This window comes from Streptomyces hokutonensis (assembly GCF_000376565.1).
GTDB lineage: Bacteria > Actinomycetota > Actinomycetes > Streptomycetales > Streptomycetaceae > Streptomyces > Streptomyces hokutonensis.
Map to the genome: position 1 here is coordinate 96,139 of NZ_BARG01000014.1, position 19,962 is coordinate 116,100.

Annotated in this window: 14 protein-coding genes, 1 tRNA gene, 1 pseudogene and 1 riboswitch; of the genes and pseudogenes, 14 read left to right on the forward strand and 2 right to left on the reverse strand. The window is 69.2% G+C overall.

From position 1 onward, the window contains the following. The first annotated feature begins 21 nt into the window (after positions 1–21). From SSP08S_RS54855 to SSP08S_RS06100, 11 genes and pseudogenes are all read left to right on the forward strand, one after another. Entirely contained in the window at positions 22–2,397 is a 2,376-nt protein-coding gene (locus SSP08S_RS54855) for an ATP-binding protein (protein ID WP_051105856.1), read from the forward strand. Next, a complete protein-coding gene (locus SSP08S_RS06060; RefSeq protein WP_019066677.1) occupies positions 2,394–3,722 on the forward strand; it encodes a cytochrome P450 family protein in 1,329 nt (442 codons plus the stop codon). The genes SSP08S_RS54855 and SSP08S_RS06060 overlap by 4 nt, the downstream gene beginning before the upstream one ends. 190 nt (positions 3,723–3,912) lie before the next feature. After that, on the forward strand, positions 3,913–4,878 hold the full coding sequence (locus tag SSP08S_RS06065; protein WP_019066678.1) for a transglycosylase family protein: 966 nt from the start codon (positions 3,913–3,915) through the stop codon (positions 4,876–4,878). Positions 4,879–5,071: 193 nt separating this feature from the next. Beyond that, positions 5,072–5,245, forward strand: a riboswitch (cyclic di-AMP (ydaO/yuaA leader). Positions 5,246–5,254: 9 nt separating this feature from the next. Then, on the forward strand, positions 5,255–5,944 hold the full coding sequence (locus SSP08S_RS06070) for a LysM peptidoglycan-binding domain-containing protein (RefSeq protein WP_019066679.1): 690 nt from the start codon (positions 5,255–5,257) through the stop codon (positions 5,942–5,944). A gap of 313 nt (positions 5,945–6,257) precedes the next feature. Next, positions 6,258–7,544, forward strand: a complete 1,287-nt coding sequence (gene eno / locus SSP08S_RS06075) for a phosphopyruvate hydratase (protein ID WP_019066680.1) — start codon at positions 6,258–6,260, stop codon at positions 7,542–7,544. A gap of 115 nt (positions 7,545–7,659) precedes the next feature. Beyond that, entirely contained in the window at positions 7,660–8,136 is a 477-nt protein-coding gene (locus SSP08S_RS06080; RefSeq protein ID WP_019066681.1) for an FtsB family cell division protein, read from the forward strand. A 48-nt stretch (positions 8,137–8,184) separates the two neighbouring features. Next, a pseudogene (locus SSP08S_RS64445) lies at positions 8,185–8,589 on the forward strand (DUF501 domain-containing protein); the annotation flags it as partial. A gap of 180 nt (positions 8,590–8,769) precedes the next feature. After that, positions 8,770–9,747 (forward strand): Ppx/GppA phosphatase family protein, encoded by a 978-nt coding sequence (locus SSP08S_RS64450; RefSeq protein ID WP_026178219.1) that lies wholly within the window; start codon positions 8,770–8,772, stop codon positions 9,745–9,747. A 164-nt stretch (positions 9,748–9,911) separates the two neighbouring features. Next, on the forward strand, positions 9,912–10,187 hold the full coding sequence (locus tag SSP08S_RS06090) for a hypothetical protein (protein ID WP_019066683.1): 276 nt from the start codon (positions 9,912–9,914) through the stop codon (positions 10,185–10,187). Between the two features lie 538 nt (positions 10,188–10,725). Further along, positions 10,726–12,126 carry an NAD(P)/FAD-dependent oxidoreductase gene (locus SSP08S_RS06095; protein ID WP_026178220.1) on the forward strand — a complete coding sequence of 467 codons (1,401 nt, stop codon included), beginning with the start codon at positions 10,726–10,728 and terminating at the stop codon, positions 12,124–12,126. Between the two features lie 236 nt (positions 12,127–12,362). Next, a complete protein-coding gene (locus SSP08S_RS06100; protein ID WP_026178221.1) occupies positions 12,363–13,655 on the forward strand; it encodes a class I SAM-dependent methyltransferase in 1,293 nt (430 codons plus the stop codon). 83 nt (positions 13,656–13,738) lie between these two features. Here SSP08S_RS06100 and SSP08S_RS06105 read toward each other — a convergent pair whose 3' ends face one another. Both SSP08S_RS06105 and SSP08S_RS06110 read right to left on the reverse strand, forming a co-directional pair. Then, positions 13,739–16,267, reverse strand: a complete 2,529-nt coding sequence (locus tag SSP08S_RS06105; RefSeq protein ID WP_019066686.1) for an ABC transporter permease — start codon at positions 16,265–16,267, stop codon at positions 13,739–13,741. 60 nt (positions 16,268–16,327) lie between these two features. Next, positions 16,328–17,098 carry an ABC transporter ATP-binding protein gene (locus SSP08S_RS06110; protein WP_019066687.1) on the reverse strand — a complete coding sequence of 257 codons (771 nt, stop codon included), beginning with the start codon at positions 17,096–17,098 and terminating at the stop codon, positions 16,328–16,330. 392 nt (positions 17,099–17,490) lie between these two features. Here SSP08S_RS06110 and SSP08S_RS06115 point away from each other — a divergent pair. The 3 genes from SSP08S_RS06115 (at position 17,491) to SSP08S_RS06125 (ending at position 19,865) form a co-directional block, all read left to right on the forward strand. After that, positions 17,491–17,574, forward strand: a tRNA-Leu gene (locus tag SSP08S_RS06115). Between the two features lie 44 nt (positions 17,575–17,618). Then, a complete protein-coding gene (locus SSP08S_RS06120) occupies positions 17,619–18,524 on the forward strand; it encodes a class I SAM-dependent methyltransferase (protein WP_026178222.1) in 906 nt (301 codons plus the stop codon). Between the two features lie 138 nt (positions 18,525–18,662). Then, positions 18,663–19,865, forward strand: coding sequence for a 4-hydroxybenzoate 3-monooxygenase (locus SSP08S_RS06125; RefSeq protein ID WP_026178223.1), 1,203 nt, complete (start codon positions 18,663–18,665; stop codon positions 19,863–19,865). The last annotated feature ends 97 nt before the right edge of the window (positions 19,866–19,962 follow it).

A 19,962-nucleotide genomic window follows, 5' to 3' on the forward strand; every position in this document is an offset into this window, starting at 1 on the left:
TGGCTCAGGACGGTTTCGGGTGTGGGGGAGCGCGTGGACGACGGGGAGTTGGAGCGGCTGGCCGACGAGGCGGTCGATGTGCTGGTGTGGGGTCTGGGAGCGCCCGGCTGGACGGACTGGGCGGCGGTCCGGGCCGAGTTCGTCGTCTGGTTCGGCCGGCGTGGACTGGACGCGTACGGGCAGGACCTCGCCACTGTCAACGGGGGGAGGGGAGCGTCCCCGAGCATCGCGCAGATGGCACTGTGGCGCCGTCAACTGCTTGAGGGGATCCGGCGGTCGTCCAATCCCATGGCGACCGACGAACTCCGCGCCCTCATCGATCGGTTCGGCCCGAACGCGCTCCTCGCGCCGCCCAAAGACGGCTCCCTTCTCGACACCGGCCAATCGACGATCCTGCCCCCGCTGCCCGAGCCCACCGGCGGAGACCTCCTCGACTTCCGCAACGGAACCTTCAACGCACAGGTCGTCGGCGTCCAGCACGTGAGCAACACGTACGCCGCCCCGTCCCCGGGGGAGGCCCAACCGGGCCCGCTCGACTGGCCGTTGGCGAAGGACATCGAGCCGCGCACACACGGGGTCCGGCCGACCCGGAGAGTGAAGGGGCTGCCCGCGCTGCCGCCGTATGTGCGCAGGGACCAGGACGGGACGGTCAACTCAGCGTTGGAGCAGGTGAGTTCGGAGGGCGGGTTGGTGGTCGTCCTCGGGCCGGCGTATGCGGGCAAGTCGCGTACGGCGCTGGCCGCGATGGCTCAAGTGCTCCCCGACCACGTGGTGTTCGTGCCCACCCAGCACGAAGAACTGCGGAAGCTGCCCGCGCTGTTGCGGGGCCGGGCGGAGCGGTGTGTCGTCTGGCTCGACGACCTCGACGTGCATCTCGGGAGCGGTGGTCTGGAGCCGAGACTGCTAGGCCAGTTGACCGGGCTCGAAGCGGTCGTGGTGGCGACGATGCGGGAGGAGACCTACGCCAAGTACGCCCGGAGGACGTCCGAGCAGGGCAGGCTGCTGGACCTGGCGCGGCTCGTCGAACTTCCTCGCGCCTGGGGGCCCGCTGAACGCAAGCGTGCTGAGGAGACTGGTGATCCCCGGCTCATCGAGGCCGCCCGTGAGAGCGGCACGGTGGGAGTCGCCACCTACCTCGCCATCGGCCCCCGCCTCTGGAACGACTGGCAACTCGCCCCGAACCGCGAGCGGCACCCTCGTGGGTACGCACTGGTGCGCGCGGCCGTTGATCTGGCCCGGTGCGGGCTGAAGGGGCCTTTGCCGCAGGACCTGTTGGTGAAGGTGCACGAGGGGTACGGCATCGAGGGGCTGGAGCGGGAGTCCCTGGAGGACGCCTGGGAGTGGGCCGGGCGGAAGCGGTACGGGGTGCTGCGCACGCTGAGATGCGGTGAAGGGGAGAAGGGGCCGTTCGGGGACGTGCTGCCGTATTTCGTGCATACGGCGGAACAGGACGAGACGTTTCCGCCTGTCGGCGATTGGGTGTGGGGTCACGCGCTGGAGGCGGCTCGGGCGAACCCGGCGGCGTATGACATCGAGAGTGTCGCCGCCGGGGCACGGATGGCGTATCTGCGCGAGGCTGAGGCGGGAGACGCGTCGGCGATGCATGCCCTTGGCCTGCTCGAAGAAAGCCTCGGGGACGGGGAGAAGGCAGAGTTCTGCTTCCGGCAGGCGGCGGAGGCCGGGTGGTCCGAGTCCGCTGGGTACCTTGGGCGGCTACTTTCGGAGAGCGGCCAGAAGAGGGAGGCGGAAGCCTTCCTGGAGTCGGCCGCCGAAGCGGGGGACGGCGACGCGGCGACGCTGCTCGGCAAACTCCTGTTGGAGCGAGCGGAACGGTGGCTGAGGGCCGGGGCCAAGGGTGGGAATCCGGAGGCCGCGCACCGGTTGGGCGATGTACTGCTCGGAAAAGGGGACGTCGAATCCGCGGCCGCTTACTACGACGCGGCGGCAAGCATGGGATACGCCGGGATCGCTTTGAGCTCGGTCTTGTGGCATCTCTTGTGCAACGAGTCCGAGGCAGCCGAGGTATGGCTGGGGCGAGCGGCGAGCGACGGCAACGAGGGGCCAGCTGAACTCCGACAACTGTTGAGGCGCCAGCCGGACTCTTTGGCGGAAGCCGCGAATTTCTTCAGTGACACCGACGGCTGGCCCCTAGACATCGCCCACTACGGCGCCGTACTGGAAAAACAGGGCCACCCCGACGAAGCCCGCGCCCAATACGAGAAGGCCTTCGAGTCCGGCGACTCCTACGGCGCCTACCGCCTAGCCACCCTCCTCGATACGCAAGGCAACCCCGCCGAAGCCACAACCTGGTACCGCAAAGCCGCCGACATGGGACACCCCGCCGCCCTGAAGGCCCTCGCCGAGCGCGCCCCCACCCCAGATACCGTCAAGGAGTGACCGACCACCCCCCGCCGCAGACCCCCGCCCCCGAGCTCTTCACCTGGGAGTTCGCCACCAACCCCTACCCCGCCTACGCATGGCTCCGTGAGCACGCCCCCGTGCACAAGACACGGCTCCCCAGCGGAGTAGAGGCCTGGTTGGTCACGCGGTACGCGGATGCCAAGCTCGCGCTCGCCGACCCGCGGCTGTCCAAGAACCCCGCGCATCACGACGAACCGGCGCACGCCAAGGGCAAGACGGGTATCCCGGGTGAGCGCAAGGCCGAGTTGATGACGCATCTGCTCAACATCGACCCGCCGGACCACACCCGGCTCCGACGGCTGGTCAGCAAGGCGTTCACACCCCGCCGGGTGGCCGAATTCGCGCCCCGCGTGCAGGAGTTGACGTACGATCTCATCGACCGGTTCGCGGCGGACGGCTCCGCCGACCTCATCCACGACTTCGCCTTCCCGCTCCCCATCTACGCCATCTGCGACCTGCTCGGCGTCCCCCGCGAGGACCAGGACGACTTCCGGGACTGGGCGGGCATGATGATCCGGCACGGGGGCGGGCCGCGCGGCGGAGTCGCGCGGTCGGTCAAGAAGATGCGCACCTATCTCGCCGACCTCATCCACCGCAAGCGCGCCGCCCTCTCCGACGCCCCTGCCCCGCACCCCGGCGAGACCTCCCCCGGCACCCCGGACCCCGCCCCCACCGAAGACCTCATCTCCGCCCTCATCCGCGCCTCCGACGAAGGCGAGCACCTCACCGAGAACGAAGCCGCGGCGATGGCCTTCATCCTGCTGTTCGCCGGCTTCGAGACGACCGTCAACCTCATCGGCAACGGCACGTACGCCCTCCTCACCCACCCCGAGCAGCGTGCCCGCCTGGAGAAGTCGCTGGCCGCCGGCGAACACGGCCTCCTCGAGACCGGTGTCGAGGAACTCCTGCGCTACGACGGCCCGGTGGAGCTGGCGACCTGGCGCTTCGCCACCCGCCCCCTCACCCTCGGCGGGCAGGACATCGCGGCCGGGGACCCCGTACTAGTCGTACTGGCCGCCGCGGACCGCGATCCGGAACGCTTCGCCGATCCCGACGTCCTCGATCTCGGACGGCGTGACAATCAACACCTCGGTTACGGCCACGGCATCCACTACTGCCTCGGCGCCCCGCTCGCCCGCCTGGAGGGACAGACCGCGCTCGCCACGCTCCTCACCCGTCTGCCGGACCTTCAACTGGCCGGGGACCCGGCCGACTTGCGCTGGCGCGGCGGCCTCATCATGCGCGGACTGCGCACCCTGCCCGTGGAGTTCACGCCACGAGCGGGCACACCAGCGCCGTAAACCCGGACCGAACGGTCCATCTCGCCGCGTAAACCCGAAGATGACAGTTCCTCAAGTCTGTGATCTTCACGTGATCTACGTGGCATTAACTTGTGACAAGTGATCGACTGCGGCTACGTTCGAATACCAGCGCGACGCCCCGCATCACCCGTCGCGCGCTCCCCCCAGTCGTCACGCGAAAGGCCTCCGCATGCTCTCCGGGAACGGTCGTCACCGTCGCCCCCGTCAGGCTCCGGCAATCCTCGTCGCGGCCGGCGTGACCGGCTCCGCCATCGCCATCCCGCTCCTCGGCGCCGCCGCCGCGAACGCCGCCGACGGCACCACCTGGGACAAGGTGGCCGAGTGCGAGACCGGCGGCTCCTGGAGCGAGAACAGCGGCAACGGCCACTACGGCGGTCTCCAACTGACCCAGGACGACTGGAGCAAGTACGGCGGCGAGGACTACGCCCCGACCGCCGACCTCGCCAGCCGTTCCCAGCAGATAGCCGTCGCCGAGAAGATCCTCGACGCCAAGGGCACCTCCGAGTGGATCACCTGCGCGCTGGTCGCCGGCCTCACCACGACCTCGGGTTCGACGAACGTCGACACCGGCCTCGCGAGCGACTCGCCGTCCACCGGCGCGACGGACTCCTCGGGTTCGTCGGACTCCGACGGCTCCTCCGGATCGTTCGGGCTGTCCGACTCCAGCAACACCGACCCGACCCCCTCGGATTCGGCGGGCACCTCCGGCGACGACTCTCAGAGCCCCACCCCCTCCGCGACGGACAACCCCGCCAAGTCCGACAAGTCCACCACCCCTTCGGCGGACGACGACTCCGCCACCGCATCGCCGAAACTCGACGAATCGGACAACTCGGGGCAGGCGGTGGGCAAGTGGAGCCTCGTCGACACCGGCGCGCTCGGTGACTCCAGCGATGAAGGCGTCGAGCAGCAGGGCGCCGGCAAGCACCGCGGAGCGAGCGCCGAGGAGAGCGTGACGCCCGAGACGTACATCGTCCGCGCCGGTGACTCCCTCGCGTCCATCGCCGACTCCCTTGACTTCGACGGCGGATGGCGCGCGCTCTACGCCGAGAACAAAAAGGTGATAGGCGCCGATCCGTCCACTGTCGTCGCCGGTCAGACCCTGGACGTCAGTGCTGAAACGGGCGGAAAGTAGCAGCAAAACAGCGGGAGTTCACGTCACACTTCGAGCTGAATGTCCGGTTTGGTGAAAGTGTGGGATGAGTCTCAGAAGCCCTGATCGTCTTTGAAATTCCGCCGATTCCCTGTCTACGGTCAAGGCCGCTCGTCACCACGAGCCCCGGCTGCCGCACACGCCGAGTCCTGCCAGCGGCCTCCGGGAACAGTCGTCGCGTCAAGCGCCGTAGGCAGGAGCGGGGGACCCAAGGTAAGTGCCTGGCCCGGGAGTCGAGAGACGACCGGAACGGGCTTGGGGTTAAGTCGCGCACCGAGAGGTGTGCGGCCGGGCAACTCACACGGCCCGAACCCGACAGCTCACCTCGCAGGCGTCGGTGAGGGGATTGGGATCTTCCATGCTGTTTTCCAGCAAGGGCAAGCACCGCCGTCCGTCCAAGGCCACCCGCGTCGCCACGCTCGCCGGCGTGACCGGTGTCGCCATCGCCGCCCCGCTCATGGCGACCGGCAGCGCCTCCGCCGCCACCGCCTCCGAGTGGGACACCGTCGCCCAGTGCGAGTCCGGCGGCAACTGGTCCATCAACACCGGCAACGGCTACTACGGCGGTCTCCAGTTCTCCGCCTCGACGTGGGCCGCGTACGGCGGCACCGCCTACGCCTCCACCGCGAACCAGGCCTCCAAGTCGCAGCAGATAGCCGTGGCCGAGAAGGTTCTCGCCTCCCAGGGCAAGGGTGCCTGGCCCGTCTGCGGCACCGGCCTGTCGAGTGCCACGTACTCCGGCGGCAGCTCCAGCTCGTCGAGCAGCTCGAACAGCTCCTCCAAGAGCACCACCGAGCGCTCCACGTCCAACACGACCGCCTCCCGCTCCGCCGAGCGTCCGGCCGCCAAGAAGACCGTCTCCACCCCGACCGGCAAGAAGGTCAAGAAGGGTGACGGCGAGTACAAGGTCGTCAAGGGCGACACCCTCAGCTCCATCGCCGAGAAGCACAAGGTCAAGGGCGGCTGGCAGCAGCTGTTCAAGCTGAACAAGAGCATCATCGACGACGCCGACTTCATCTACCCGGGTCAGCAGCTCCACCTTAAGTAGCACTCAGCTGAACCACAGCGCCCTCACATCCGTGGACTGCATCATGGAGACCTCGTGAGGGTCACCCCCGTCCCCCACGGGCTCCCCGCTCCGGTGCGTGTTCCCCCGTACGCACCGGGGCGGGGCTTTTTTGTGCCCCGCTTCTGCAAGCCGCGCGCATTTTTGCCGGACTCTTTGTTCCGTTCGGAAACAATTTACTCTCGGTTCTGTCCATCAGGCGGCCGACCGGATGGCCAATCGCCCCGAGCCGGTTAGGCTCGTCTCGCAGAGCCGCTGCGGTGTTGCCGTAGCCGCGTCAGACCCCAAGAAGGAGATGCTCGTGCCGTCCATCGACGTCGTCGTAGCCCGGGAAATCCTGGACTCCCGAGGCAACCCCACGGTCGAGGTCGAGGTCGGCCTCGACGACGGCAGCACGGGTCGTGCCGCCGTTCCGTCCGGCGCCTCCACGGGTGCCTTCGAAGCCATCGAACTGCGTGACGGCGACCCCAACCGCTACGGCGGCAAGGGCGTCGAGAAGGCCGTCCTCGCCGTCATCGAGCAGATCGGCCCGGAGCTCGTCGGCTACGACGCCACCGAGCAGCGCCTGATCGACCAGGCGATGTTCGACCTGGACGCCACCGACAACAAGGGCTCGCTCGGCGCCAACGCCATCCTCGGCGTCTCCCTCGCCGTCGCGCACGCCGCGTCCGAGGCCAGCGACCTCCCCCTCTTCCGCTACCTCGGCGGTCCGAACGCGCACCTGCTGCCCGTTCCGATGATGAACATCCTGAACGGCGGCTCGCACGCCGACTCCAACGTGGACATCCAGGAGTTCATGATCGCCCCCATCGGCGCGGAGTCCTTCTCCGAGGCGCTGCGCTGGGGCGCCGAGGTCTACCACACCCTCAAGAAGGTGCTGAAGACCAAGGGCCTGTCCACCGGCCTCGGCGACGAGGGCGGCTTCGCCCCGAACCTGGAGTCCAACCGCGCCGCCCTCGACCTCATCATCGAGGCCATCAAGCAGGCCGGTTACATCCCCGGCGAGCAGATCGCGCTCGCGCTCGACGTCGCCGCGTCCGAGTTCTACAAGGACGGCAAGTACGAGTTCGAGGGCAAGTCCCGCTCGGCCGCCGAGATGACCGAGTACTACGAGGAGCTCGTCTCCGCGTACCCGCTGGTCTCCATCGAGGACCCGCTGTACGAGGACGACTGGGCCGGCTGGAAGGTCATCACCGACCGCCTCGGCGAGAAGGTCCAGATCGTCGGCGACGACCTCTTCGTCACCAACCCCGAGCGCCTCGCCCGCGGCATCGAAGAGGGCACCGCCAACGCCCTGCTCGTCAAGGTGAACCAGATCGGCTCGCTGACCGAGACCCTGGACGCCGTCGAGATGGCCCAGCGCAACGGCTTCAAGTGCATGATGTCCCACCGCTCCGGCGAGACCGAGGACGTCACCATCGCCGACCTCGCCGTCGCGGTGAACTGCGGCCAGATCAAGACCGGCGCCCCGGCCCGCTCGGACCGCGTCGCCAAGTACAACCAGCTGCTCCGCATCGAGGAGATCCTCGACGACGCGGCGGAGTACGCGGGCCGCAGCGCCTTCCCGCGCTTCAAGGGCTGAGACCGGTAACGGCTGACCCATACCGGGTTAAGCCTTAGCCAGTCGTACGTACGTCCCCGCACCCGGTCCCGTACCGTGTGCGGGGACGTACGCACGTGTGAAGGGGAGGCGGGACATGGCCGTGAAGGACCGGGACCGGTTCTCCACCGCGACCAGGCTCAAGCTGCTCGGCGAGCAGACCGCGGCCCGTGTCTACCGCTCCCAGACCAAACGGCAGGCCCGCCGCTCCCGGCTCACCGGCCGGGCGGCCCTCCTCGCCCTGGTGCTGTGCTCGCTGATCGTGGCGCTGGCGTACCCGATAAGGCAGTACGTCTCCCAGCGCGCCGAGATCTCCGACCTCCAGCGGCAGCAGGAACAGGCCCGGCAGCGCGTCGAGCAGCTGCGCGACCTCAAGGCACGCTGGCAGGACGACTCGTACGCGGAGCAGCAGATCCGGCAGCGGCTGCACTACGTGATGCCCGGGGAGACGGGCTACATCGTGATCGACCCGGACGCGGCCAAGCAGTCGCGCGCCGAGCTGGGGGCGGCCGACCGTCCCTGGTACGCGAACGTCTGGGACGGCGTCGACAAGTCCGACGCCTCCGACCAGTGAGAACCACCAGTGAGAACTGACCCATAGAAAGACGTCCTGAAGACAGTCATGGAAACGCCCCCGCCGTCCACTCCGCGCACCGAGCCCACCGACGCGGATGTCGAGGCCTTCAAGCAGCAGCTCGGGCGTCCGCCGCGCGGCCTGCGCGCGATCGCGCACCGCTGCCCGTGCGGACAGCCCGACGTGGTGGAGACGGCCCCCCGCCTCCCCGACGGCACGCCCTTCCCGACGACGTACTACCTGACGTGCCCGAAGGCCGCCTCGGCGATCGGCACGCTCGAGGCGAACGGCGTCATGAAGGAGATGACGGCCCGGCTGGCGACGGACCCCGAACTGGCCGCCGCGTACCGTGCCGCGCACGAGGACTACATCGCGCGCCGCGACGCCATCGAGGTCCTGGAGGGCTTCCCGAGCGCGGGCGGCATGCCGGACCGCGTGAAGTGCCTGCACGTCCTCGTGGGCCACTCCCTGGCCGCGGGCCCGGGCGTCAACCCGCTCGGTGACGAGGCCCTCGCGATGCTCCCGGAGTGGTGGGCGAAGGGCGCCTGCGTACAGCCGCTGGCGGCACCGGACCCGGCCGACGAGGTCTCGGACCCCACCACGATCCGCAGCACCTTTTTCTCCGACGTCCCGCTGCTCGACGACGGCTTCAGCCGCGTAGCGGCGATCGACTGCGGTACGAACTCCATCCGGCTGCTCGTCGCGGACGTGAACCCGGCGACGGGTGAACTGCGGGAGCTGGACCGGCGGATGACGATCGTGCGGCTCGGCCAGGGCGTGGACAAGACCGGCATGCTGGCACCCGAGGCGCTGGAGCGGACGTTCGCGGCCTGCCGTGAGTACGCGGAGGTGATCCGCGAGAAGGGCGCCGACAAGGTCCGTTTCGTGGCCACGTCGGCCTCGCGCGACGCCTCGAACCGCGAGGACTTCGTCCGGGGCGTCCTGGACATCCTGGGCGTCGAGCCGGAGGTCATCACCGGCGACGAGGAGGCGGAGCTCTCCTTCACCGGCGCGACCAAGGAACTGACCGGCCGGGACGACCTGGCCAAGCCGTATCTCGTCGTCGACATCGGCGGCGGCTCGACGGAGTTCGTGGTCGGCGACGACCAGGTCCGCGCGGCCCGCTCCGTGGACATCGGCTGCGTGCGCATGACCGAGCGCCACCTGGTCCGCGACGGCAAGGTCACGGACCCGCCGACCCCGGAGCAGGTGGCGGCGATGCGCGCCGACATCGAGGAGGCCCTCGACCTCGCCGCGAAGACGGTCCCGCTCCGCGAGGCCGGCACCCTGGTCGGCCTGGCCGGCTCGGTCACCACGGTCTCGTCGATCGCCCAGAACCTCCCCGAGTACGACACGGAGGCCATCCACCACTCCCGCGTCTCCTACGACCGCGTCCGCGAGATCACGGAGTCCCTGCTGAAGTCCACCCACGCCGAACGCGCCGCCATCCCCTCCATGCACCCGGGCCGCGTCGACGTCATCGGCGCGGGCGCCCTCGTACTCCTCTCGATCATGGAGCGCACGGGCGCCACGGAGGTCGTGGTGAGCGAGCACGACATCCTGGACGGGATCGCGTTCGGCATCGCGACCAAGGCGGCAGAAGAGGCCTGAGAGGCCGAAGGCACCGACCGACCCACGGTGCGCCCGCCCGCCGGTCGCGGGGCGGCCTCGGGATTCGCCCCCTGTGCGCACCGGCCGTCGGGCATAGTCGGTGAGGGAACTCACCGATGTGTGCTCGTGGTCGGTGAGCGGAGCGCGCGTGACGGGGGTCGCGGATGAACGTCGCCTGGCTGGTGGAGATCTTGATCGTCGCCCTTGTCGGGTGGTCGGTCTCGGCGCTGGTTCGTTCCCGCGGTCGACGTGCCCGGGCGCGCCGTCAGGCGGGGGCAGGACCGGCCGCCCCGCTGCACAGCGGGTCGGCGTACCGAACCCCTGCCGCGCCGTCACCGGCGGGTGACGCGGGCCGGCGTCCCAGGCTGACGGTGGCCGCCGAGATCGCCGGGATCCTCGGGCTCCTCGTCGCCCTGATCGCCCTTCTTACCAGTCACTAGGCGGGGTGTAACTCAGGGCGGTCCCCGTGGCCCCACGACCGTCACAGGACCCGACTCCCGCCCCGCCCGGAACGCCTCGCGGCGTGGGCGGGCGCCCCGAATTATTACTGGCCGGTAGTAAACTCCTGAGCAGCCCATATAACGTATGAGCGGATGCAGAGGCGCTCGCCGGCCCCCTCCGGAACGTGTCCGTAAGAAAGTTCGTGAAGTTCTTCACAAGGAATTCTGTCCAGTTGGGCGACCCGACTGCCCCGGTTGGCCCGTCCGGGGCTCCGGCGGGCTCGGGAGCGTGCTCGGCGGGTCGGTGCGGGAGTGATTCGGGGGAGTTTCGGGAGGGTGTCGCGGAGGTGTGGTCCAGGGGGTTCGCCGGGACAGAGGGGCAGCTCACGCGGCCTTGACAACGGGGCGAACCGCACCGTGGTTCCCCTCGCGCGAGGTGACCTGGATCATGCGAGTCGCGGAGGATAACACAGCCTCTGTGGAAGCTTGTGAAGGGGCGCACGAGCGACCCCCCAGGGGCAGGTGGATACTCGATGGCATGAGCACCACGGAGCGTCCCAGGATCCTCGTAGTAGGCGGTGGGTACGTAGGCCTGTACGCAGCTCGGCGCATTCTCAAGAAGATGCGCTACGGCGAGGCGACCGTCACGGTCGTCGACCCCCGGTCGTACATGACCTACCAGCCCTTCCTCCCCGAAGCCGCCGCCGGCAGCATCTCCCCTCGGCACGTCGTCGTCCCGTTGCGACGCGTACTGCCGAAGGCGGAGGTCCTCACCGGCCGGGTCACCACCATCGACCAGGACCGCAAGGTCGCCACGATCGCCCCCCTCGTGGGCGAGGCGTACGAGCTGCCTTTCGACTACCTCGTCATCGCGATGGGCGCGGTCTCCCGCACCTTCCCGATCCCCGGCCTCGCCGAACAGGGCATCGGCATGAAGGGCATCGAGGAGTCCATCGGCCTGCGCAACCACGTCCTCGAGCAGCTCGACAAGGCCGACTCCACCACCGACGAGGAGATCCGCCGCAAGGCGCTCACCTTCGTCTTCATCGGCGGCGGTTTCGCCGGTGCGGAGACCATCGGTGAGGTCGAGGACATGGCCCGGGACGCGGCCAAGTACTACACCAACGTCTCCCGCGAGGACATGCGCTTCGTCCTCGTCGACGCCGCCGACAAGATCCTCCCGGAGGTCGGCCCCAAGCTCGGCCTCTACGGCAAGGAGCACCTGGAGAGCCGCGGGATCGAGATCTACCTCTCGACCTCGATGGACTCCTGCGTCGACGGCCACGTCGTGCTGAAGAACGGCCTCGAGGTCGACTCCAACACGATCGTGTGGACGGCCGGCGTCAAGCCGAACCCCGTTCTCTCCCGCTTCGGCCTGCCGCTCGGCCCGCGCGGTCACGTCGACGCCCAGCCGACCCTCCAGGTCACCGGCACCGACTACATCTGGGCCGCCGGCGACAACGCCCAGGTGCCCGACATCGCCGCCCGCAAGGCCGGCGTCGAGAACGCCTGGTGCCCGCCGAACGCCCAGCACGCGCTGCGCCAGGCGAAGGTCCTCGGCGACAACGTGATCTCCGGTATGCGGGGCTTCCCGCAGAAGGAGTACTCGCACGCCAACAAGGGCGCCGTGGCCGGCCTCGGCCTCCACAAGGGCGTCGCCATGATCGTCATGGGCAAGATGAAGATCAAGGTCAAGGGCCGTCTCGCCTGGTACATGCACCGTGGCTACCACGGTCTGGCGATGCCGACCTGGAACCGCAAGATCCGCATCTTCGCCGACTGGACGCTCGCGATGTTCCTCAAGCGCGAGGTCGTCTCGCTCGGCGCCATGGAGAACCCCCGCGAGGAGTTCTACGAGGCGGCCAAGCCGGCGCCGGCTCCGGCCGCTGTCGCCGAGCCCGCTGCGGGCAAGACTGAAGCGAAGGCCAAGGCCTCCTGACCGTCTCCGGTCACGTCTGACCCGTAGTACCCGTAGTACGCCCGAAGGGGCCGTCCGCCATCCGTGGTGCGGGCGGCCCCTTCGGCGTTCCCGGCGCCCGCGTCTACATGTCCTTCTACATGTCCTCTACATCTGTTTTGCCTACTCGTAATGCTCAAGCAGGACTGCGATCGGGCCTGGCCGGTGTTTACGTAGTGATGGACAATTCCGGGATCCGCGTCACGGAGGTGTGCGCCATGGCTGATGCCGCGCTGCGGCTCAAATCCCTCTTCGAACAGCTACTGGGAACCCCTGTCCCGGTGCGTATCCGCGCCTGGGACGGTTCCGAGGCCGGGCCGCCCGATGCGCCGGCCCTGGTCGTACGCAATCGCCGCGCCCTGCGCCGACTCCTGTGGAAGCCCGGCGAACTGGGCATGGCGCGTGCCTGGGTCTCCGGAGACCTGGACATCGAGGGCGACCTGTACGCGGCCCTGGACGCGATGTCCTCGCTGGTGTGGGAGCGCGGTGCCGACGCCCGCGGCCTCGCCCAGGCCCTGCGCGACCCCGAGGTGCGCTCCGCCGCCCGCGGACTGGTGAAGCTCGCCGGACTCCCGCTGCCGCCCGCCCCGCCCCCGGAGGAGGTCCGCCGCAGCCGCGCCCACCTCCACACCAAGCGCACCGACAAACGCGCCATCAGCCACCACTACGACGTCGGCAACGACTTCTACGAGATCGTCCTCGGCCCCTCGATGGTCTACTCGTGCGCCTACTGGGAGTCCCCGGACGGCACCTTGGAGGACGCGCAGCGCGACAAGCTCGAACTCATCTGCCGCAAGCTGGAGTTGACGCCCGGTCAGCGACTCCTGGACGTCGGCTGCGGCTGGGGTTCGATGGCGATCCACGCGGCCCGCGAGTACGGCGTGAGCGTCGTCGGCGTGACCCTCTCGCAGGAACAGGCGGCCTACGCCCGCAAGCGCGTCGCCGAGGAGGGGCTCACCGACAAGGTCGAGATCCGCGTCCAGGACTACCGCGACGTCACCGACGGGCCCTACGACGCCATCTCCTCCGTCGGTATGGCCGAACACGTGGGCTCCGCGCGGTACTTGGAGTACGCGAGGGTTCTCTACGCACTGCTCGGACCGGGCGGGCGGCTGCTCAACCACCAGATCGCCCGCCGCCCGTGGCAGGACGAATCGGCGTACGACATCGACGAGTTCATCGACGCCTACGTCTTCCCCGACGGCGAACTCGCGCCGATCGGGGCCACCGTGAGCCAGCTGGAGAGCGCCGGGTTCGAGGTGCGGGACGTCGAGGCGATCCGCGAGCACTACGCGCTCACTCTGCGCCGCTGGGTCGCCAATCTGGAGGCCGAGTGGCGGCGCGCGGTCGGTCTCGTCGGCGCCGGACGGGCCCGGGTGTGGCGCCTCTACATGGCGGCCTCCGCGCTCGGCTTCGAGCGCAACCGCATAGGAGTCAACCAGGTGTTGGCCGTCCGGACCCCCGAACCGGGCGGCTCCGGAATGCCGTTGCGCGCCCGCACCTGGAACTGACGGGCTTTTCAGGGCACATGGCCAGGGGCCCCGTTCCGATCCGGAACGGGGCCCCTGCCCTCTTTCTGCCAACTCCACTATGGCTACTCGGACTTGATGGCCGACAGCATGTTCAGCTTCGCCGCCCGCCGGGCCGGCCACAGCGCGGCCAGCACGCCGACCGTGCCCGCCAGGAGCAGGAAGAGCGCCATCCGGGCCCAGGGGACGACCAGTTCGTACGTCGACATCTTCGCGCCGATCAACTCACCGGCCGCCCAGCCGAAGAAGACGCCCAGGCCGAGGCCGAGCACCCCGCCGAAGAGCGAGATGACCAGGGACTCCAGGCGGACCATCCGCTTGATGCCCTTGCGGTCCAGGCCGATCGCGCGCAGCATCCCGATCTCCTGCGAGCGCTCGAAGACCGACATGGCGAGTGTGTTGATGACCCCGAGGACCGCGACGATCACCGCCATGGCGAGCAGGCCGTAGACCATGTTCAGGATCAGGGTGAAGACCTGCGCGATGCTGTTCGAGAGGTCCTTCTTGTCCTGGACCTTGACGGCCGGGTTGGAGCCGAGGGCCTTCTCCAGCTTGTCCTTCGTCGAACTCGACGCGCCGTCGGCGGTCTTGACGAGGATCTGCATGTCGGCCGGGTCGGTCTGGTGCGGGGAGAGCGTCGCGTTGTCGAGCATGATGCCGCGGATCAGCGCGTTGCCCTCGTAGACCGCGGAGACGGTCAGCTGCTGCGCCTTGCCGTCCTCGTAGTGCGTGGTGAAGGTCGAACCGGCCTTCCAGCCATGGGACTTGGCCGTGTCATCGTCTACGACCACCTGTGTGCCGGCGACCTTGAAGGTGCCGCTGTCGACCTTGAGGTCGGTGAGCTTGCCGATCGCCGAGCCGTTGACCCCGGTGAGGAACTCGGTCTCGCCGTCGATGCGCGAAGGGGCGTTGCGCAGCGGGCTGCTGGCGGTGATGCCGGAGGTGGTGGTGAGCGTCTTGTCCACGTCGGGGGAGAGCTGGTTGCCGTTCGCCATCGAGACGATGTAGTCGGCGCTGATCGCGGACGAGGCCATCTTGTCGATCGCCTGCTGGAGGCTGCCGGCCATCACCGTCATACCGGTGATGAGGGTGAGGCCGATCATCAGCGCGGAGGCGGTGGCGGCCGTACGGCGCGGGTTGCGCACCGAGTTCTGGCGGGCCAGCTTGCCGGAGATCCCGAAGATCCGCAGGACCGGGGCCGCGGCCGCGATCAGCGGGCGGGACAGCAGCGGGGTCAGGATGAACACGCCGATGATGAGGAGTACGGCGCCGACGCCCATGGGGGCCTGGCCGTCCGAACCGTTCATCGTCGTGGCCGCGATGACGACCGCGATGCCCGCGCCGGAGAACAGCGCGCCGAGCGTGTTGCGCAGCACCAGCGACTTGGTGGTGGCCGTCGCGTGGACGCTGCTCATCGCGGCGACCGGCGGGATCTTCGCGGCCCGGCGGCCGGGCAGCCAGGCGGCGAGCATGGTGATGAGGATGCCGACCGCGAGGGCGCTGAGGACCGTGCCCGAGGTGATGACGAGGGGGCCGTCCGGGACGGTCGCGCCGATCGTGCCCATCAGGCCGCGCAGCCCGGCGCCGATGCCGATACCGGCGACGAGACCGGCCACGGCGGCGACCGCGCCGACCACGAACGCCTCAAGGAGTACCGAGCGCGTGACCTGCCGACGCGAGGCGCCGACCGCGCGCAGCAGCGCCAGTTCCTTGGTGCGCTGGGCGACCAGCATGGTGAAGGTGTTGGCGATGATGAACGTACCGACGAAGAGCGCGATGCCCGCGAAGACCAGCAGCCCCGACTTCAGGCCGCTCATCGAGGAGGCGATGGTCTCGGCCTGGTCGTCGGCGAGCTTCTGGGCGGTGGTGGTCTCCGTCTGCCCCTTGGGGAGGGCCTGGTCCAGCGCGGACTTCAGCGCCGCCTGGCTCGTCCCGGCCGCCGCCTTCACATCGATCTCGTCGTACGTCCCCGCCTTGCCGAACAGCTTCTGCGCGGTGGCCGTGTCGAAGAGGGCGAGGCTGCCGCCGGCGGTGACATTGCCGTCGTCGGTGGTGAAGATGCCGGTGATCTTCGGGGACAGCACCGGCCCGTCGACCGAGATGCGGACGGTGTCGCCGACCTTGTACCCGGCGCGCTTCGCGGTCTCGGAGTCGATCGCGACCTGGCCCGAACCGTGCGGTGCCGTACCGGACTTGAGGGGATAGCGGGCGTCCTTGTCCCCCCAGTAGTTGCCGCCCTCGGACTGGAAGCCGCCGCCGATCAGCTTGCCCTTCTTGTCGGCTATGGCGGTGAAGCCGTTGACGACACCGGTCGCGGACGCGGCGCCCGGCACCTTGGCGCTGGTGTCCAGCATGGCCTGGGTCAGCTCGGGCGTCTTGCCGACCGTGTCGCCCTTGCTGTCCTGGGACTTGGCCTGCACGGCGACGTCGACCTGGTCGAAGCCCTTGGCCGAGCTGTTCTGGAAGGCGTTCGAGATGGTGTTGGTGAAGACCAGGGTCCCCGACACGAACGCGACGCCGAGCATCACGGCGAGCACGGTCATGAGGAGCCGGGCCTTGTGCGCGAGTACGTTGCGCAAGGCGGTTCGGAACATGGGTCTACTCAGTCCAGGTGTACGAGAGGTGAGGGAGCGTCAGGAGACTCGGGCTCGGGCTCAGCTGGTGCGGCCCTTGGCGTCGAAACGCTTCATTCGGTCGAGCACCGAGTCCGCCGTCGGCTCGAAGACCTCGTCGACGATGCGGCCGTCCGCGAGGAACACCACCCGGTCCGCGTAGGCCGCGGCCACCGGGTCGTGGGTCACCATGACCACCGTCTGCCCCAGCTCCCGTACGGAGTTGCGCAGAAAGCCCAGCACCTCCGCGCCGGAGCGCGAGTCGAGGTTTCCGGTCGGCTCGTCGCCGAAGATGATGTCGGGGCGGGAGGCCAACGCCCGTGCCACGGCGACGCGTTGCTGCTGGCCGCCGGAGAGCTGGGAGGGCCGGTGCTTGAGCCGGTCGGAGAGACCGATCATCCGGATCACCGAGTCCAGCCACTCCTTGTCGGGCTTGCGGCCCGCGATGTCCATGGGGAGCGTGATGTTCTCCAGGGCCGTCAGCGTCGGCAGCAGGTTGAACGCCTGGAAGATGAAACCGATCTTGTCCCGCCGCAACTTCGTGAGCTGCTTGTCCTTCAGGGAACCCAGCTCCGTGTCACCGATGCGGACGGAACCGGACGAGAAGGTGTCCAGGCCGGCCACGCAGTGCATGAGGGTGGACTTGCCGGACCCCGAGGGGCCCATGATCGCCGTGAACTCGGCCTGCCGGAAGGAGATCGAGACCTGGTCGAGGGCGACCACCTGGGTCTCGCCCTGTCCGTAGATCTTGGAAAGATCCGTGGCGCGCGCGGCCACTGAGGTGGTCCGGTCGGCGATGGGGGTGGTGGTCACGGAGGGCACTCCTGTCGGGACGACGGTGTTGCTGGGGACGTGTCCCATCCTTCCGGCCGTATCCCGCCGTGGAGTCACCCGCTGTTCCGGTTCCGGGGGCAGCCTCCAGTCGGACTGCACGCGGCGCTGTCATACCTGGGGATGAGGACCGACCCCTGAGTCAGGCCTAGGTCAAGAACCGGTGGAGCACCCTCGTTCGGGCGGTGAAATTCCGTCATTCCGCATACAGGCCCCCACACCGCACGCAAGGCTATTGGCAAGTGCTGATGGCTCTTTCCACGGTCTGATGAACCCTCAGACATCAATAAAATAAGACAACATCGGTACGCCCGCCCGCTGTTGGGGAGACGCGCCCCGATAGGCTCGGGACCTCGATGTGGAGCCCACGGCCTGCCCGGATGGTGGAATGCAGACACGGCGAGCTTAAACCTCGCTGCCCCTTCGCGGGCGTGCCGGTTCAAGTCCGGCTCCGGGCACTATCGTGGTCACTGACGGTGACCTGCGGGAACGGTGTGTTGCCGTGGCGTATCTGAGTCCCCTGGGATATCTGCTGGGCGTCGAGGGTGTCGCCCTGCTCCGCGGTCTCCGGGAGGGCAGCGCGGACCGGGCGTTCGTCGAGGCCCGGATCGCCGAGATCCGCACCCTGCTGGACACACCCGCCCTCGCGCACGCCGAGGGGATCACGGCGGAACCGGGCACAATCAGTACGGCCGAGGTCTACGAGGACTGGGCACCGCACTACGACGCCCCCGGCAACGGGATGATCGACATCGAGCAGCCCGTCGTCCGGCGCATCCTGGACGGCCTGCCCGTCGGTACGGCCCTGGACGCGGCCTGCGGCACCGGCCGCCACACCGCCCACCTGCACGGACTCGGTCACAAGGTCATCGGCGTCGACGCCTCCCCGGACATGCTCGACCGGGCCCGCGAGCGCCTCCCGGACGTCGACTTCCGCGAGGCCGACCTGCACCGGCTCCCGCTTCCGGACGACGCGGTCGACACCGTCGTGTGCGCGCTCGCCCTGACCCATGTCCCCGAACTGGCCCCGGTGTTGAGGGAGTTCGCGCGCGTCCTGCGTCCCGGCGGACACCTCGTCATCTCGGACGCCCACCTGCTGTCGTCCTATCTCCGGCCGACGCTGCCCCGCCGCCCCGGCCCGGACGGCCGCCCGTCCCTGCTCGACGAGTACCACCGCCCGCTCAGCGCCTACCTCACCGCGGCCCTCCCGCTGGGCTTCCAGGTGCGCAGCTGCGAGGAACCCCGGCGCCCGCGCGGCTTCCTCGCCCCCGCCGCCCCGGACCCGCTCCCGACCCACCCGTCCTGGGACCTGCACCACTGGTGCCCGGAGGCGTCTGCGGCGGCCCTGGAGGACTCGCCGCTCGTGGTCGTCTGGCACTTCCGGCTCGACACCACCCGCGCCACCTGAAAGGGCTCGCCCTCCAACCGTTGACAGTCCGGCCCGGCCGGTCGGAGACTGAGGTGGAGCAAGCAGGTGAAGGAAATTTCACCTCGCGAACGTAGCACTATGAACGTACTGAACAGCCCGCACTCGAAGGGACCCCCGATGCGTACCACCGTCGGCATCATCGGAGCCGGCCCCGCCGGCCTCCTCCTGGCCCGGCTGCTGCACAACGCCGGTATCGACTCGGTCGTCCTGGAGAGCCGGGACCGGGAGTACGTCGAGCACCGGCAGCGGGCCGGGATCCTGGAGCAGGGGACCGTCGACGTGCTGCGGGAGGCCGGGGCCGGGGAGCGGATGGACCGGGAGGGGCTGCGGCACGACGGGATCGAGCTGCGGTTCGACCGGCAGCGGCACCGGGTGGACTTTCCGGGCCTCACCGGCGGCCGTAGCGTGATGGTCTACGCGCAGACCGAGGTGTGCAAGGACCTGATCGCGCTTCAACTCGCGGGCGGCGGACCGCTGTTGTTCGAGGCGGAGGCGCTCGCGGTCGAAGGCGCGGACGGTGACAGCCCACGTGTCCGGTTCCGGCAGCACGGTCGCGAGGACGTCCTCGACTGCGACTACGTCGTCGGCTGCGACGGCTTCTGGGGCGTCGCCCGCAACGCGATCCCCGCCGAACTCACCCGCGTCTTCGAACAGTCGTACCCCTACGCCTGGCTCGGCATCCTCGCCGATGTCGCGCCCTCGCACGACGAACTCGTCTACGCCCGCCACGACCGCGGCTTCGCCCTCCTCTCCATGCGCTCCCCCTCCGTCTCCCGTCTCTACCTCCAGGTGGAGGAGGGCACAGAACCCGAGAGCTGGAGCGACGACGCCATCTGGGACGAGCTGGAGCGCCGGTTCGAGACGGAGGACGGCTGGACGCTCGACCGCGGGCCCATCACCCAGAAGTCGGTCACCCCCATGCGCTCCTACGTCCACGAGCCCATGCGGTACGGCCGGCTCTTCCTCGCCGGCGACGCCGCGCACATCGTGCCGCCCACCGGGGCCAAGGGCCTCAACCTCGCCGTCGGCGACGTCGTCACCTTCGCGCGGGCACTGACGTACAAGAGGAAGACGGGGAGCGAGGAGCGGCTCGACGCGTACTCCGCGACCTGTCTGCGGCGGGTGTGGCAGGCCGAGCGGTTCTCCTACGACATGACGAGCCTCCTGCACCGCGCGCCCGACGCGACGCCCTTCGAGGGGCGGCTCCAGCTGGCCCGGCTGGAGCGGATCGCGTCCTCGCGGGCGGCCGAGACGGACCTCGCGGAGGCGTACACCGGGTTCCCCCTGGATGAAACGGATGAACCTGCTGAACAGGGATAAGGGCCTTCTAAGGCGGGCGTCACGGGTTGGTACCAGTGTTCACAGGGGGTGCGGTCCACCGCGTACCTTGGCAGGACGAGGGGAAGATCCTCCCCAA

Coding starts and splice junctions, on each gene's coding strand:
- SSP08S_RS06065 (WP_019066678.1), top strand. CDS start 3,913: ATGCTCTCCGGGAACGGTCGTCACCGTCGCCCCCGTCAGGCTCCGGCA.
- SSP08S_RS06070 (WP_019066679.1), top strand. CDS start 5,255: ATGCTGTTTTCCAGCAAGGGCAAGCACCGCCGTCCGTCCAAGGCCACC.
- eno (WP_019066680.1), top strand. CDS start 6,258: ATGCTCGTGCCGTCCATCGACGTCGTCGTAGCCCGGGAAATCCTGGAC.
- SSP08S_RS06080 (WP_019066681.1), top strand. CDS start 7,660: ATGGCCGTGAAGGACCGGGACCGGTTCTCCACCGCGACCAGGCTCAAG.
- SSP08S_RS06090 (WP_019066683.1), top strand. CDS start 9,912: ATGAACGTCGCCTGGCTGGTGGAGATCTTGATCGTCGCCCTTGTCGGG.
- SSP08S_RS06095 (WP_026178220.1), top strand. CDS start 10,726: ATGAGCACCACGGAGCGTCCCAGGATCCTCGTAGTAGGCGGTGGGTAC.
- SSP08S_RS06100 (WP_026178221.1), top strand. CDS start 12,363: ATGGCTGATGCCGCGCTGCGGCTCAAATCCCTCTTCGAACAGCTACTG.
- SSP08S_RS06105 (WP_019066686.1), bottom strand. CDS start 16,267: ATGTTCCGAACCGCCTTGCGCAACGTACTCGCGCACAAGGCCCGGCTC.
- SSP08S_RS06125 (WP_026178223.1), top strand. CDS start 18,663: ATGCGTACCACCGTCGGCATCATCGGAGCCGGCCCCGCCGGCCTCCTC.